Source organism: Streptomyces sp. MnatMP-M17 (assembly GCF_900091995.1).
In the GTDB taxonomy this organism is placed as follows: domain Bacteria; phylum Actinomycetota; class Actinomycetes; order Streptomycetales; family Streptomycetaceae; genus Streptomyces.
In genome coordinates this window covers 1-12,574 of the sequence record NZ_FMDK01000499.1, presented here as the reverse complement: position 1 = coordinate 12,574, position 12,574 = coordinate 1, and the positions used below count along the sequence as shown (strand labels likewise).

13 protein-coding genes and 2 pseudogenes are annotated in these 12,574 nt (G+C 70.5%); 11 read left to right on the top strand and 4 right to left on the bottom strand.

Annotation, left to right across the window (positions count from 1 at the left end; genetic code table 11):
- The 3 genes and pseudogenes from GA0115259_RS22170 to GA0115259_RS22160 form a co-directional block, all read left to right on the top strand.
- Window positions 1–190: pseudogene (locus tag GA0115259_RS22170) on the top strand (ABC transporter ATP-binding protein); the annotation flags it as partial.
- A 41-nt stretch (window positions 191–231) separates the two neighbouring features.
- Complete coding sequence (locus tag GA0115259_RS22165; protein WP_370748342.1) at window positions 232–1,056, top strand: ABC transporter permease; 825 nt, start codon at window positions 232–234, stop codon at window positions 1,054–1,056.
- A gap of 34 nt (window positions 1,057–1,090) precedes the next feature.
- A pseudogene (locus tag GA0115259_RS22160) lies at window positions 1,091–1,770 on the top strand (ABC transporter permease); the annotation flags it as partial.
- A gap of 285 nt (window positions 1,771–2,055) precedes the next feature.
- On the opposite strand, the gene ybaK reads toward GA0115259_RS22160, so the two are convergent.
- The 4 genes from ybaK to GA0115259_RS22140 all read right to left on the bottom strand — a co-directional run bounded on the left by ybaK (window position 2,056) and on the right by GA0115259_RS22140 (window position 6,288).
- Window positions 2,056–2,559, bottom strand: coding sequence for a Cys-tRNA(Pro) deacylase (ybaK, locus tag GA0115259_RS22155; protein WP_093600021.1), 504 nt, complete (start codon window positions 2,557–2,559; stop codon window positions 2,056–2,058).
- Window positions 2,560–2,576: 17 nt separating this feature from the next.
- Window positions 2,577–3,317 (bottom strand): LON peptidase substrate-binding domain-containing protein, encoded by a 741-nt coding sequence (locus GA0115259_RS22150; protein ID WP_176732616.1) that lies wholly within the window; start codon window positions 3,315–3,317, stop codon window positions 2,577–2,579.
- A gap of 5 nt (window positions 3,318–3,322) precedes the next feature.
- Complete coding sequence (locus GA0115259_RS22145) at window positions 3,323–4,351, bottom strand: hypothetical protein (RefSeq protein ID WP_093600006.1); 1,029 nt, start codon at window positions 4,349–4,351, stop codon at window positions 3,323–3,325.
- 335 nt (window positions 4,352–4,686) lie between these two features.
- The gene (locus GA0115259_RS22140; RefSeq protein ID WP_093600003.1) at window positions 4,687–6,288 is read right to left on the bottom strand and encodes an oxidoreductase; all 1,602 of its coding nucleotides are present in this window, start codon (window positions 6,286–6,288) and stop codon (window positions 4,687–4,689) included.
- Between the two features lie 185 nt (window positions 6,289–6,473).
- Between GA0115259_RS22140 and hisD the strand changes: the two genes are divergently transcribed.
- Genes hisD through hisF form a run of 8 tightly spaced genes read left to right on the top strand, consistent with a single transcriptional unit; the run spans window position 6,474 to window position 12,197 of the window.
- Window positions 6,474–7,796 (top strand): histidinol dehydrogenase, encoded by a 1,323-nt coding sequence (gene hisD, locus GA0115259_RS22135; protein WP_093600000.1) that lies wholly within the window; start codon window positions 6,474–6,476, stop codon window positions 7,794–7,796.
- A complete protein-coding gene (locus tag GA0115259_RS22130) occupies window positions 7,793–8,905 on the top strand; it encodes a histidinol-phosphate transaminase (RefSeq protein WP_093599997.1) in 1,113 nt (370 codons plus the stop codon). Before hisD ends, GA0115259_RS22130 begins: the two co-directional genes overlap by 4 nt.
- Window positions 8,902–9,495 carry an imidazoleglycerol-phosphate dehydratase HisB gene (gene hisB, locus GA0115259_RS22125; protein WP_093599994.1) on the top strand — a complete coding sequence of 198 codons (594 nt, stop codon included), beginning with the start codon at window positions 8,902–8,904 and terminating at the stop codon, window positions 9,493–9,495. Before GA0115259_RS22130 ends, hisB begins: the two co-directional genes overlap by 4 nt.
- Window positions 9,492–9,659 (top strand): hypothetical protein, encoded by a 168-nt coding sequence (locus tag GA0115259_RS40475; protein ID WP_169922667.1) that lies wholly within the window; start codon window positions 9,492–9,494, stop codon window positions 9,657–9,659. The genes hisB and GA0115259_RS40475 overlap by 4 nt, the downstream gene beginning before the upstream one ends.
- Window positions 9,656–10,300 carry an imidazole glycerol phosphate synthase subunit HisH gene (gene hisH / locus GA0115259_RS22120; protein ID WP_093599991.1) on the top strand — a complete coding sequence of 215 codons (645 nt, stop codon included), beginning with the start codon at window positions 9,656–9,658 and terminating at the stop codon, window positions 10,298–10,300. The genes GA0115259_RS40475 and hisH overlap by 4 nt, the downstream gene beginning before the upstream one ends.
- A gap of 18 nt (window positions 10,301–10,318) precedes the next feature.
- Complete coding sequence (gene priA, locus GA0115259_RS22115; protein WP_093600018.1) at window positions 10,319–11,044, top strand: bifunctional 1-(5-phosphoribosyl)-5-((5-phosphoribosylamino)methylideneamino)imidazole-4-carboxamide isomerase/phosphoribosylanthranilate isomerase PriA; 726 nt, start codon at window positions 10,319–10,321, stop codon at window positions 11,042–11,044.
- Window positions 11,041–11,445: a RidA family protein gene (locus tag GA0115259_RS22110; protein ID WP_093599988.1), complete on the top strand. Its 405-nt coding sequence runs from the start codon at window positions 11,041–11,043 to the stop codon at window positions 11,443–11,445. The genes priA and GA0115259_RS22110 overlap by 4 nt, the downstream gene beginning before the upstream one ends.
- Window positions 11,442–12,197 (top strand): imidazole glycerol phosphate synthase subunit HisF, encoded by a 756-nt coding sequence (hisF, locus tag GA0115259_RS22105; protein WP_093599985.1) that lies wholly within the window; start codon window positions 11,442–11,444, stop codon window positions 12,195–12,197. Before GA0115259_RS22110 ends, hisF begins: the two co-directional genes overlap by 4 nt.
- Window positions 12,198–12,574: the final 377 nt, after the last annotated feature.

The window sequence follows — 12,574 nt, the reverse complement described above, 5'->3', positions numbered from 1 at the left end:
GGGTTCCGCGCGGGAGTCCGGCCGCCGGTGGGTGCTACGGCTCGCCCCGGACGAGGCGCGCGCGGCCGTCGCGGCCGTGACCGGTGGCGCGGCCTTCGCCGCGCTGGACGACTTCACGCTCGCCACGCCGAGCCTGGAGGATGTCTATCTGGCGCTCGGCGGGAGCACCAAGGGGCTGGTGAAGGCATGAGTGCCCGCCCGTACGTACGGAGCGAACAGGAGCAGCGCCAGGTGAGCATCGTGCCCGTGGAGGCCGTGTCCGGGAGACCGGCGGACACCGTGGAGCCGGTGGTCGGCGGCCCCGCGCCGCTCGCGCCCCGCGCGCGGCTGCTGCCCTCGCTCGCCGCCGTCTACCGCGCCCAGCTCTCCCGGGCCCGGGTCGCGCGGATCCCGCTGCTCTTCGTGGCGACGTTCCAGTCCGTTGGGATCATGGTCCTGATGCGCGGTGTCGTCGACGGCGGTGACGAGGCACGGGCGGTCGTCGCCGGGTCGAGCGTGCTGGTCGTGGCGTTCGTGGCGCTGAATCTGCTCGCCCAGTACTTCGGCCAGCTCCGGGCGAGCGGCGGTCTGGACCACTACGCCACGCTGCCGGTGCCGCCGGCGGCGGTGGTGCTGGGCGCGGCGGGCGCGTACGCCTCGTTCACGGTGCCCGGCACGGCGGTCACGGCCGTCACCGGCAGCGTTCTCTTCGATCTGCCGCTCACCCATCTCTGGGTGCTGGTGGCGGTGATTCCGCTCTCCGGCGCGGCCCTCGCCGGGCTCGGCGCGGCCCTCGGGCTGCTCGCGCCACGCCAGGAGCTGGCCACTCTGCTGGGCCAGCTCGGTATGTCCGCGGCGCTGCTGCTGGGCGTACTGCCTGCGGACCGGCTGCCTGAGCCGGTCGTCTACGCCCGTGACCTGCTGCCTTCCACCTATGGCGTCGAGGCGCTCGCCCGTACGTTCGACGCGCATCCCGATTGGGCGGCCGTCGGTCTCGATCTCGCGGTGTGCGCGGCCGTCGGTGTCGTCTCGCTGGCCGTGGCGACCAGGGCGTACCGGCGCGCGGCGGTCCGATGAGGCATCACGGGGCCGGGCCTGGCACGATGGCACAGTGACCGCACCTCTGACGCCGCCTCACCAGCCGCCGCACGACGATCCCTGGCAGTCACCGCCCGCCGGGACCTCGCCCTTCCTCGGGGACGACGCGGAGAAGGAGGCCTCCGAGATGAAGACCGAGGTCCGCCAGGCCGCCGTGGTACTGGTGGCGGTCGCGGTCTCGGGGCTGGCACTCGGGTTGCTGTGGCTGTGGCTGGCCCCGCGCGTTCCGCTGATCTCGGACGCCACGGCGGTCTTCCTCAAGGACACCGAGGGCGAGGAGGCGATCGCCGCGGACGGTACATTCCTGCTGCTGGCCCTCGGCTTCGGCGCCCTCAGCGCGGCGCTGGTGTTCCTCTTCCGCCGACGTGGCGGTATCCCGTTGGTGGTGGGCCTGGCGCTGGGCGGCCTGCTGGGCGCGGTGCTGGCCTGGCAGCTCGGCACCTCGCTCGGCCCCACGTCGGACGTGGTGGCGCACGCGAAGGCGGCCGGTACGGGCGTCACGTTCGACGCGCCGCTCGAACTGAACGCGAAGGGCGCGTTGCTGGCGTGGCCGGTGGCGGCGATGGTGGTGCATCTGGCACTGACGGCCCTGTTCGGCCCGCGCGATCCGGAACCGGAATGGGACTGGGGGCCGTCGTACGGTCCGCCGGGGTAGCGCCTCGCGGCGGTGCGCCTCCCGGCGGGGGCGGTGCGCCTGCGGCGCGGGGGCGGGTGTGTGGTGGGTGCGGGTTTCGTGTGCGGCACAAATCGCGCTTCAGTGTCCGGACACGCCGGGCACCCACCAAGCCCGTCCGGCGTTTGAGGACGGAACGGCCCGCCCGGTGCCGGGTTCCTGCTCGGAGATGTCGGCTCCTCGCCGTTGTTCGGCCGAAGGCCGGGAATTCCAGCCCGTCCGGCGATTGAGGACGAACCGGCCGGCCCGGACGGGTCCGGGTTGCGGAGACATCGGCTTAAAACGCCCCGGAGGCGGACCGATCCCTAAGAAGCGCGGCCAATGAGGGCTAGGGTTGCCGACGTAATTGTGGCCAGGTCCTTCGGGGACAGTTCTACCTCCAGGCCCCGGCGGCCTGCCGAGACGCAGATGGTGGGGTGGGACTCGGCCGAGGCGTCCAGGACCGTGCGGAGGCGTTTGCGCTGGCCCAGTGGGGAGATGCCGCCGCGCACATAGCCCGTCGTACGTTCCGCCGCCGCCGGGTCCGCCATCGCCGCGCGTTTGCCGCCGACCGCCGCCGCGAGGGCCTTGAGGTCCAGTGAACCGGCGACCGGGACGACGGCCACGGTCAGTTCGCCGTCGACGTCCGCGACCAGGGTCTTGAAGACGCGGTCCGGAGAGACGCCCAGCGCCTCGGCCGCCTCCTCGCCGTAGGACGCGGACGCCGGGTCGTGTTCGTACGCGTGCAAGGTGTACGCCGTACCCGCCGCGGTCAGGGCGACCGTCGCCGGAGTGCCGCCGGATTGCTGCTTCTTGGACTTCTTCGCCAAGGCGTCCATTCCTCAGGTCAGTTGGGGCTGGGCGGAGTGTGCGTCAGCGTTACCGCGGGCAGGGAGGGCAGATGGCGGATCACCGCCGTCTCTGAGCGCAGCAGTTTCAGCTCATCGCGCAGCCGTGCCGCGATGTCCGGTGCCTCCAGCAGCCGCTGCTTCGCCGGGGTGTCGAGTACGGCCGCCGCGGCGACCAGATAGGACACCACCGAGGGCTCGTCCGGGAGTTCGTCGCTCGTGGAGAGTGAACGTTCACGCGCGCCCGCCAGTCGCTTCTGGTAGCCGCGGAACGCCCGCAGCACACCTTCGGCGAGCGCACGTGCGCCGTCGCCCGCCTCTTCGGTGAGCTCCTCCAGTTCGGCCGTCAGGAACGGGCCGCTCGCGTCGACCGAGAGCAGCCGGACCCGGGTGGTGCCGGTGGCCACCACCTCGAAGCTGCCGTCAGGGCGTTCACGGATCGTCGCCGCGTCCGCGACGCATCCCACCGGGTGGAAGGCATCGAGAGGTTCGGGGCCGAAGTCGGCGGCCGGGCCGCGCTGAGGCACGGACGTCGCGTCCGGCATGCCCGGCGCGGTCGGCGCGACCTGGTGCCCGTCGCGGATGGCGACCACGGCGAAGCGGCGCGGCTCGGACTCGTCCGTCTTGAGCAGCTCACGCATCATCGCGCGATAGCGCTCCTCGAAGACGTTCAAAGGCAGGACGAGGCCCGGGAACAGCACCGCGTTCAGCGGGAAGAGAGGGAGGCGTGCGGTGGTCACAACGGTCAAGCGTAATGGCCGCGGGGCGGTCTCCGTTCTGCTCTGTTCCGCAAAGGCGTCGCCGAGGCCACCTGGATCCGCGCGCGGTCGCGTGTTTCCAGGAACTGGCCCAGCGGATCGTCGGTGAAACAGGTCCACGGGAAGGACGTCGCGTACGGTCCGATCAGCCGGAACTGCTCCAGCGCCGCGTCCCAGCGTCCGCGCTCCACCAGCACGTACACCAGCAGATTGCGTACCTCGGCCGGCCAGGGATCGCATGCCGTGTACTCGGCGGAGACCGTGATCGCGAGATCGGCGGCGGCGTCGATACGGTCCGTCTGTACGGAGGTGAGCCGCCCGCCCAGCAGTTGCGTGAAGGCGGCCCGTACCGGCAGCGCGCGCACCAGTGAGCCCGGCAGCGCGTCGTACGCCGCCTGCTCGGCGAAGTCGAAGCACTCGCGGTGCGAGCCGTACCACTGGGCCGAGAGGTACTGGAGCGCGGCGACATGGCAGCCGTAGTGGTGCGAGGAGCGGCGTACGGCCTGTTCCCACAGCGCCTCGAAGGCCGAGTGCGTGGCGTGGGTGCCGCGGGCGTGGTCCAGCGCGACGCGCCAGGGCACCGGATCGCGCGGATCGCCGTCGGCCGCGGCGTCGATCAGCGGGCCTGTCTCACGCAGCCGTTCGGCGCGGGCCGGTGACTCCCACGCTCTGCGGATGGCGAGTTCGGCCTTGACGAGCAGGGCGTCGGGATCGCGCGGCGCGGCGCGCAGCCACGTGGTGAGCCATGCGTCGCGGCCGTGGGCGAAGGCCGCCAGCCGCATCACATAGCGGTCGCGGTTCTCCCACTCGGCGGACTCCCGGGTGGTCGCCAGCAGCTTCGCGGCCGGCTCGTACTCGCCGAGCGCGGCGGCCACGAGCGCGGGGCCGAGGCGGTCGTCCGGTGCGTCGAGCAGCACCGCGTCGTCCGGCGGCAGCCCGGCGCTGAGCTGCGGGGTGTGCCGGACCATACGCGCGGTGCTGATCAGGGCGCGAAGCAATGACATGGTGCGGACCATTGAAAACCGCAGGTGGCGGCGGCGCCAGGGGGCGGCTGTGAAGCTTTGGTGGCGGGTGGAAGGTTGTCCTGCGTGCGGTCAAAGGACGGCAAAGAATCGCGTCCCGGGTGGGTCCGCGGTGCGCCCCCCGGCGGGGGGCGTGGTGCGGGTGCGTTTCGGCTGGGGCCGGTGGGGGTGTGCCGGGCCCGCATATCCAGCTCGTCCGGCGTTTGAGGACGGAACGGCCGACCACGGTGCCGGGTGCCCGTTCGGTAGGGGCCTGCTCCCTTGCCGTACTTCGGCCGCAGGCCGGAAAACGCAGCCCGTCCGGCGATTGAGGACGAACCGGCGAGCCCTTAGCCACGCCTGAGTAGGCGCGACGCGCCCGTGGCTACCGTTGTGGCCAGGATCCAGCCCAGTATTACCAGCGTCGCCGCCGCCCACTGCCAGCCGCCCGTCAGCAGCCAGTAGCCGTCCTGGCCCAGGTTGATCACCGGGACCAGCAGGTCCAGCGCGTAGAGGGCCGGGTTCCACTCCGGGTGTTCCGTGGCCTTGATCGACGGTGGTGCGTGGTGTGCGAAGCCGAGTGTGCCCGCGCCCCACAGCACCGCCATCCAGAGGGCCGCGCGGCCCGGGCGGTAGCCGTAGGCCACCGTCCAGTCCTGGAGGTAGCCCCAGAGCTTCGCGGCGAGCGGCAGCGTCTCGCGGCGGCGGCGCTGTTTGGCGAGCAACACCTCGCGCGCGTCCGCGTCCTCGCCGCTGTTGCGCAGGACCTGGGCCAGCCGTTCGTACGGCTCCGGGGAGTACTCGGGCGTCGCCGCCGCGACCCACTCCAGTCGGCGCGGCAGCGGGAAGTGGCCGAACGGGACGAGGTTCTCGTAGACGAAGCCGCCCATCGCCAGACCGCCCGGCCCCGGCCAGCTCGTCGACATGTCGACCAGTGTGACGATCTTCGCGCCGCTCAGTACGACGCGGCCCTCCTCCGGGCGCTCGCACTTGAAGCGCAGCTCGGGAGTGACGATCCTGCGCAGCGAGAACTCGTCCGTGGCTGCCAGGAAGAAGCGCGCCTGGTCCACATCGACCGCGTCGCCGAACCGGCCGTCGTCCAGCCGTACTCCGCCTCGGCATTCGAAGGGCTGCAACCGCGTGCCGTGCAGCGGTGTGGAGACGCGTCCGATGCCGTGCGGCGGAGTGGTGCCGGGCGCGCCGGTCTCCTCGCTCACCCATGCGCCCGTCATATAGAGCGACCGTTCCACCGTGAGCTGCGGCGCGTTGAGCGCGCGCCGCTCCGCCGCCGCGCGCAGCCGGCTGCCGCGCAGGCTCAGCGACACACCGATCTTCGCGCCTCGCAGACTGACCTCGCCGTATGTCTCGATCTGATCGGCCTGGAGATCCTGGGCGACGGACATCCCGTCGGCGGTGATCGCCCGGCCCAGCCGGTCGGGCCGTACATCGATCTGGCTGATCAGCAGATCCGTACCGATCTGCGCGTCGGTCAGCCGGATGCCGCGGTCGACCCGGCAGCGCGGCAGATGCAGATCGCCCTCCGTGTGCAGCCGGGCCGCCTCCAGGCGGGGTATCGCACAGCCCACCATCCGCAGAGTGGTGAAGTGCGACTCGGGCAGCACCACCTCGTTCTCGAAGCGGCAGTGGTTCAGCTCGACGTACGGCGCGATCGTGCCGCCCGCGAGATTGAGCGTGCCGGTGATCTGGACTCCGCGCAGTTTCAGCGCCGCGACCCGGCCCGGGAGCGCCGCCGGCCCGCTGAGCAGCAGCAGGGCGATGACACGGGCGCGCACACTGCGCTCGGTGCCCCAGGGAAGCGGTGAGAAGGGATCGTTCAGCAGCGGGTCCGAGGTGCTCAGATCGTAGGTACTGCCGTTGCGGAACGACTGCCACATGCCCAGTTCCGCCGCGCTGAGCCAGTCGGGAGATTCGTCGTCCTGCGGCTCGGTCACTGCCGCCTCCGCTTCCCCTGATGATGTACGGATGGTCACGGACGGTGTACTTGGCTGGTCCGTACAACGGTTGTGCCCGCTGAGTGACCTGCTGAACGCTAGTGGTGAGGTGTGGCGTCCGGGACATGTATCAGCCAGTGATACGCGCGTCCGACGGCCTGATCCGGTCTGCGAGAATTGACCCCGTGATCTCACGAATCGATCTGCGCGGTGACGCCCTCCCCGAGGGTGGAGCCCTGCGTGACCTGCTGCCCCGAGCCGAGTTCGATGTGGAAGCCGCCCTGGAGAAGGTGCGGCCCATCTGCGAGGACGTGCATCATCGGGGCACCGCGGCGCTGATCGAGTACGCCGAGAGGTTCGACGGTGTGACACTGGAGCGGATCCGGGTGCCCGTGGCCGCGCTCGGCGCGGCCCTGGAGGCGCTAGATCCTGCCGTACGGGCCGCGTTGGAGGAGTCGATCCGGCGCGCCGAACTGGTCCACCGTGCCCAGCGGCGCGGCTCGCACACCACCCAGGTCGTCCCCGGTGGCACGGTCACCGAGAAGTGGGTGCCCGTCGGGCGCGTGGGCCTCTACGCACCGGGCGGCCGGTCCGTCTATCCGTCCTCCGTGGTCATGAATGTGGTGCCCGCACAGGTGGCGGGCGTCGAGTCCATCGCGCTGGCCTCGCCCGCCCAGCGGGAGTTCGGCGGTCTGCCGCACCCGACCATCCTGGCCGCGTGCGCGCTGCTCGGGATCGACGAGGTGTACGCGGCGGGCGGCGCCACGGCCGTCGCGATGTTCGCGTACGGGACCGACGAGTGCGCTCCCGTGAACATGGTCACCGGCCCCGGCAATATCTGGGTCGCCGCCGCCAAGCGCTACTTCACCGGCCGGATCGGTATCGACGCCGAGGCCGGTCCCACCGAGATCGCGATCCTCGCCGACGCGACCGCCGATCCCGTCCATGTCGCCGCCGATCTGATCAGCCAGGCCGAGCACGATCCGCTCGCCGCCGCCGTCCTCGTCACCGACTCGGTGGAGCTGGCCGACGCGGTGGACAAGGAGCTGGCGCCCCAGGTCGCGGCCACCAGACACATCGAGGACCGGGTAGTGCCCGCGCTCTCCGGCCGGCAGTCGGCGGTCGTGCTGGTCGACTCCGTCGAGGACGGTTTGCGGGTCGTGGACGCGTACGGTGCCGAGCACCTGGAGATCCAGACCGCCGCCGCCGCCGAGGTGGCCGGACGGGTCCGCAACGCCGGCGCGATTTTCGTCGGTCCCTACTCCCCGGTCTCGCTCGGCGACTACTGCGCGGGCTCCAACCACGTTCTGCCGACCGGCGGTTGCGCCTGTCACTCCTCGGGTCTCTCCGTCCAGTCGTTCCTGCGCGGTATCCACATCGTGGACTACAGCGAGCACGCGCTCGCCGAGGTCGCCCACCATGTGGTGACGCTCGCGGAGGCGGAGGACCTGCCCGCGCACGGCGCTGCCGTGAAGGCAAGGTTCGGTTGGCAGGTGCCCGGTCAGTGAGCGACTTCGGTATCGATGATCTGCCCGTACGGGACGAGCTGCGCGGGAAGTTCCCGTACGGCGCGCCTCAGCTCGATGTCCCCGTACAGCTCAACACCAACGAGAACCCCTACCCGCTGCCCGAGCCGCTGGTCGAGCGGATCGCCGAGCGCGTCCGTGAGGCCGCGCGCGGGCTCAACCGCTATCCCGACCGGGACGCGGTCGAGCTGCGCACCGAGCTGGCCGCGTATCTCACCCGTACCGGCAAGCATCCGCTGACGGCCGCGAACGTCTGGGCCGCCAACGGCTCCAACGAGGTCATCCAGCAGCTGCTCCAGACCTTCGGCGGCCCCGGCCGCACCGCGATCGGCTTCGAGCCCTCGTACTCGATGCACGCGCTCATCGCGCGCGGCACCGGCACCGGCTGGATCTCCGGACCGCGCAACGAGGACTTCACCATCGATGTGGACGCGGCGCGCGAGGCGCTCGCCGGGCACCGGCCCGATGTCGTCTTCATCACCTCGCCCAACAACCCCACGGGCACGGCCGTCGGCGCCGAGACGGTTCTCGCGCTGTACGAGGCCGCCCAGTCGGCGCGGACGTCGCTCGTCGTGGTGGACGAGGCCTATGTCGAGTTCAGCCACCGGGCCTCGCTGCTGCCGCTGCTGGCGGACCGGCCGTATCTCGTCGTGTGCCGCACGATGTCCAAGGCCTTCGGCGCGGCCGGACTGCGCCTCGGCTATCTCGCGGCGCATCCCGCCGTGGTCGACGCCGTCCAGCTGGTGCGACTGCCCTACCACCTCTCCGCCGTCACCCAGGCCACCGCGCTCGCCGCGCTGGAGCACACCGATACGCTGCTCGGGTACGTCGAGACGCTGAAGGCCGAGCGGGACCGGCTGGTCGGGGAGTTGCGGGCGATCGGTTACGAGGTCACCGAGTCGGACGCGAACTTCGTCCAGTTCGGCCGTTTCGAGGACTCCCACACGGCGTGGCGGCGGATTCTCGACCGCGGTGTCCTGATCCGTGACAACGGCGTACCGGGCTGGCTGCGGGTCACCGCGGGCACTCCCGCCGAGAACGACGCGTTCCTCGACGCGGTACGTGACCTGAAGAAGGAGCAGAGCGCATGAGCCGCATCGGCCGTGTGGAACGCAGTACGAAGGAAACCTCCGTGGTCGTCGAGATCGATCTCGACGGCAGAGGCGAGGTCGATGTGTCGACGGGCGTCGGTTTCTACGACCATATGCTCGACCAGCTCGGCCGGCACGGTCTGTTCGATCTCACGGTGAAGACCGAGGGCGATCTGCACATCGACTCGCACCACACCATCGAGGACACCTCGCTCGCCCTCGGCGCCGCCTTCAAGCAGGCCCTCGGCGACAAGGTCGGCATCTACCGCTTCGGCAACTGCACGGTCCCGCTGGACGAGGCGCTCGCCCAGGTGACGGTGGACCTCTCGGGCCGTCCGTATCTGGTGCACACCGAGCCCGAGAACATGGCGCCGATGATCGGTGAGTACGACACGACCATGACGCGGCACATCCTGGAGTCCTTCGTGGCCCAGGCCCAGATCGCGCTGCATGTCCATGTCCCGTACGGGCGCAACGCCCACCACATCGTGGAGTGCCAGTTCAAGGCCCTCGCGCGCGCCCTGCGGTACGCCTCCGAGCGCGATCCGCGCGCGGTCGGCATCCTTCCTTCGACCAAGGGCGCGCTATGACCGGCCTGTCGACCATTCTGATCGTCGTGGGGCTCTTTCTGGCCGGAGGCGTCTACTCCTTCGCCAAGCAGAAGCTGCCCAAGGGCGTGATCGTGCTGCTCGCGCTCTGCTCCGCGCTCTGTCTGATCGCCGGTGTTCTGCGTATCCAAGGGATCTGGGAATGACCAGGAGCGGTAAGAGCGTGGTGGTCTTCGACTACGGATTCGGCAATGTCCGTTCCGCGGAACGGGCCCTCGCCCGCGCCGGCGCCGAGGTCGAGATCACCCGTGACTTCGACCGTGCGATGAACGCCGACGGACTGCTCGTGCCCGGTGTCGGTGCCTTTTCCGCCTGTATGCAAGGACTCACCGCCGCGCGCGGCGACTGGATCATCGGACGCAGACTCGCCGGCGGCCGTCCCGTCATGGGCATCTGCGTCGGTATGCAGATCCTCTTCGAGCGAGGCATCGAGCACGGTGTGGAGACCGAGGGACTTGACGAGTGGCCCGGTACGGTCGCGCCGCTGACCGCGCCGATCGTGCCCCACATGGGATGGAACACGGTCCAGGCGCCGAAGGACAGCGAGCTGTTCGCCGGTCTCGACGCCGATGCCCGGTTCTACTTCGTCCACTCGTACGCGGTCCACGACTGGAACCTGGAAGTCACCAACCCCAAGATCCGGGCCCCCAAGGTCACCTGGTCCACGCACGGCGAGCCGTTCGTGGCCGCCGTGGAGAACGGGGCACTGTGGGCGACCCAGTTCCACCCCGAGAAGTCCGGCGACGCCGGCGCCACGCTGCTGACCAACTGGATCGGAACCCTCTGAATGTCACCCGAGGCTCTTGTGCCGAAGCTCGAACTCCTTCCCGCCGTCGACGTCCGTGACGGCCAGGCCGTACGGCTCGTCCACGGCGAGTCCGGTACGGAGACGTCCTACGGCTCTCCTCTCGAAGCCGCCCTCGCCTGGCAGCGTTCCGGCGCCGAGTGGCTGCATCTTGTCGACCTCGACGCCGCGTTCGGCACCGGCGACAACCGCGAGCTGATCGCCGAGGTCACCGCGGCCATGGACATCAAGGTCGAACTCTCCGGCGGTATCCGCGACGACGCCTCGCTCGCCGCGGCCCTCGCCACCGGCTGCACCCGGGTCAACCTCGGTACGGCCGCGTTGGAGAGCCCCGAGTGGGTCGCCCGGATCATCGCCGAGCACGGCGAGCGGATCGCGGTCGGCCTCGATGTACGCGGCACCACGCTGCGCGGCCGTGGCTGGACCCGCGACGGCGGCGACCTCTACGAGACGCTGGCCCGGCTGGACTCCGAGGGCTGCGCCCGCTACGTCGTCACCGACATCGCCAAGGACGGCACTCTCCAGGGCCCCAATCTGGAGCTGCTGAAGAATGTCTGCGCCGCCACCGACAAGCCGGTCGTCGCCTCGGGCGGTGTCTCCTCGCTGGACGATCTGCGCGCCATCGCCTCGCTCGTGCCCGTGGGAGTCGAGGGCGCGATCGTCGGCAAGGCGCTCTACGCCAAGGCGTTCACGCTGGAAGAGGCGCTGACGGCGGTGCGCGGATGACCGACACCGCGGGCGTGCGGAGGATCTCCTCGGGCGGGCCCTGGGAGGAGTCCTTCGGCTACTCCCGCGCGGTCGAACTGCCCAACGGCCTGGTGCTGGTGTCCGGCTGCACCTCGGTGGTCGACGGCAGGATCGCGGAGGGCGGCCCGTACGAGCAGACGAAGACCGCCTTCGGTGTCGCCGTCAAGGCGCTGGCGGAACTGGGCCTCGGCGCCGGGCATGTGGTCCGTACGCGGATGTACCTCACCCATGTCCGGGACGCCGAGGAGGTCGGCCGTGCCCACAAGGAGCTCTTCGACACCGTGCGCCCGGCCGCCTCGATGATCGTCGTCGCCGGGCTGATCGATCCGAGTCTCTTTGTCGAGGTCGAGGTCGAGGCCTACCGAGGAGGTGCCGGATGAGCCTCGCCGTACGCGTCATTCCCTGTCTGGACGTGGACAACGGACGCGTCGTGAAGGGCGTCAACTTCCAGAATCTGCGCGACGCCGGTGATCCTGTGGAGATGGCCAAGCTGTATGACGCGGAGGGCGCCGACGAGCTGACGTTCCTCGACATCACCGCGTCGTCCGGCGACCGGGAGACGACCTACGACGTGGTGCGCCGCACCGCCGAGCAGGTCTTCATCCCGCTCACCGTCGGCGGCGGCGTCCGTACCACCGAGGATGTCGACAAGCTGCTGCGGGCCGGTGCGGACAAGGTCGGCGTCAACACCGCGGCCATCGCCCGGCCCGAGCTGATCCGGGAGATCGCCGAGCGCTTCGGACGGCAGGTGCTGGTGCTGTCGGTTGACGCGCGGCGCACTCCGTCCGGCTCGTTCGAGGTCACCACCCACGGCGGACGCCAGGGCACCGGTATCGACGCCGTCGAATGGGCGCGCCGGGCGGCCGAGTTGGGCGCCGGTGAGATCCTGCTGAACTCGATGGACGCGGACGGCACGAAGGACGGCTACGACACCGAGATGATCGCGGCCGTGCGCCGGCATGTGACCGTGCCGGTGATCGCCTCCGGTGGCGCGGGCCGTCTCGCGGACTTCGCGCCCGCCATCGACGCGGGCGCGGACGCCGTGCTGGCCGCCTCCGTCTTCCACTTCGGCGATCTGCGGATCTCGGAGGTCAAGCACGCGCTGCGGGAAGCGGGCCATCCGGTGCGCTGAGTACGGCTGGTGGCCCGGAGCCGGGCCAACACCCGGAGCGCACAGGTCCGTTTATGGAAGATGGTGGAATCCGGTGAAATCCGGGGAAGACTGACGAGAACTGGTGAAGACCGGTGAACTCGCCGGTGCTTTCCGGGCGAATGCACCGCGAGAGTGGAACCGCCAGTGACAATCGCGGTTCCACTCCGGTGCGTCCGACGGCTTCCGGTGTGGCTCCGTCACGACCGAGAGGCCCCCACCGTGCAGCCACAGCACGCCCAGCCGCGTACCCCCGCTCGTACCCGACGTGCACGAAGGACACGAAGTGCCCGACGTACACGACGTATGCGAACCATCTGGAGCCCGGCCGCCGCGGCTGCCGCGACCGCCGGGCTCCT

What these genes read in the sequence shown, in the direction of transcription:
- GA0115259_RS22145 (WP_093600006.1), bottom strand. Translation starts at nt 4,351, where the DNA reads ATGGTCCGCACCATGTCATTGCTTCGCGCCCTGATCAGCACCGCGCGT.
- hisB (WP_093599994.1), top strand. Translation starts at nt 8,902, where the DNA reads ATGAGCCGCATCGGCCGTGTGGAACGCAGTACGAAGGAAACCTCCGTG.
- GA0115259_RS40475 (WP_169922667.1), top strand. Translation starts at nt 9,492, where the DNA reads ATGACCGGCCTGTCGACCATTCTGATCGTCGTGGGGCTCTTTCTGGCC.
- hisH (WP_093599991.1), top strand. Translation starts at nt 9,656, where the DNA reads ATGACCAGGAGCGGTAAGAGCGTGGTGGTCTTCGACTACGGATTCGGC.
- GA0115259_RS22110 (WP_093599988.1), top strand. Translation starts at nt 11,041, where the DNA reads ATGACCGACACCGCGGGCGTGCGGAGGATCTCCTCGGGCGGGCCCTGG.
- hisF (WP_093599985.1), top strand. Translation starts at nt 11,442, where the DNA reads ATGAGCCTCGCCGTACGCGTCATTCCCTGTCTGGACGTGGACAACGGA.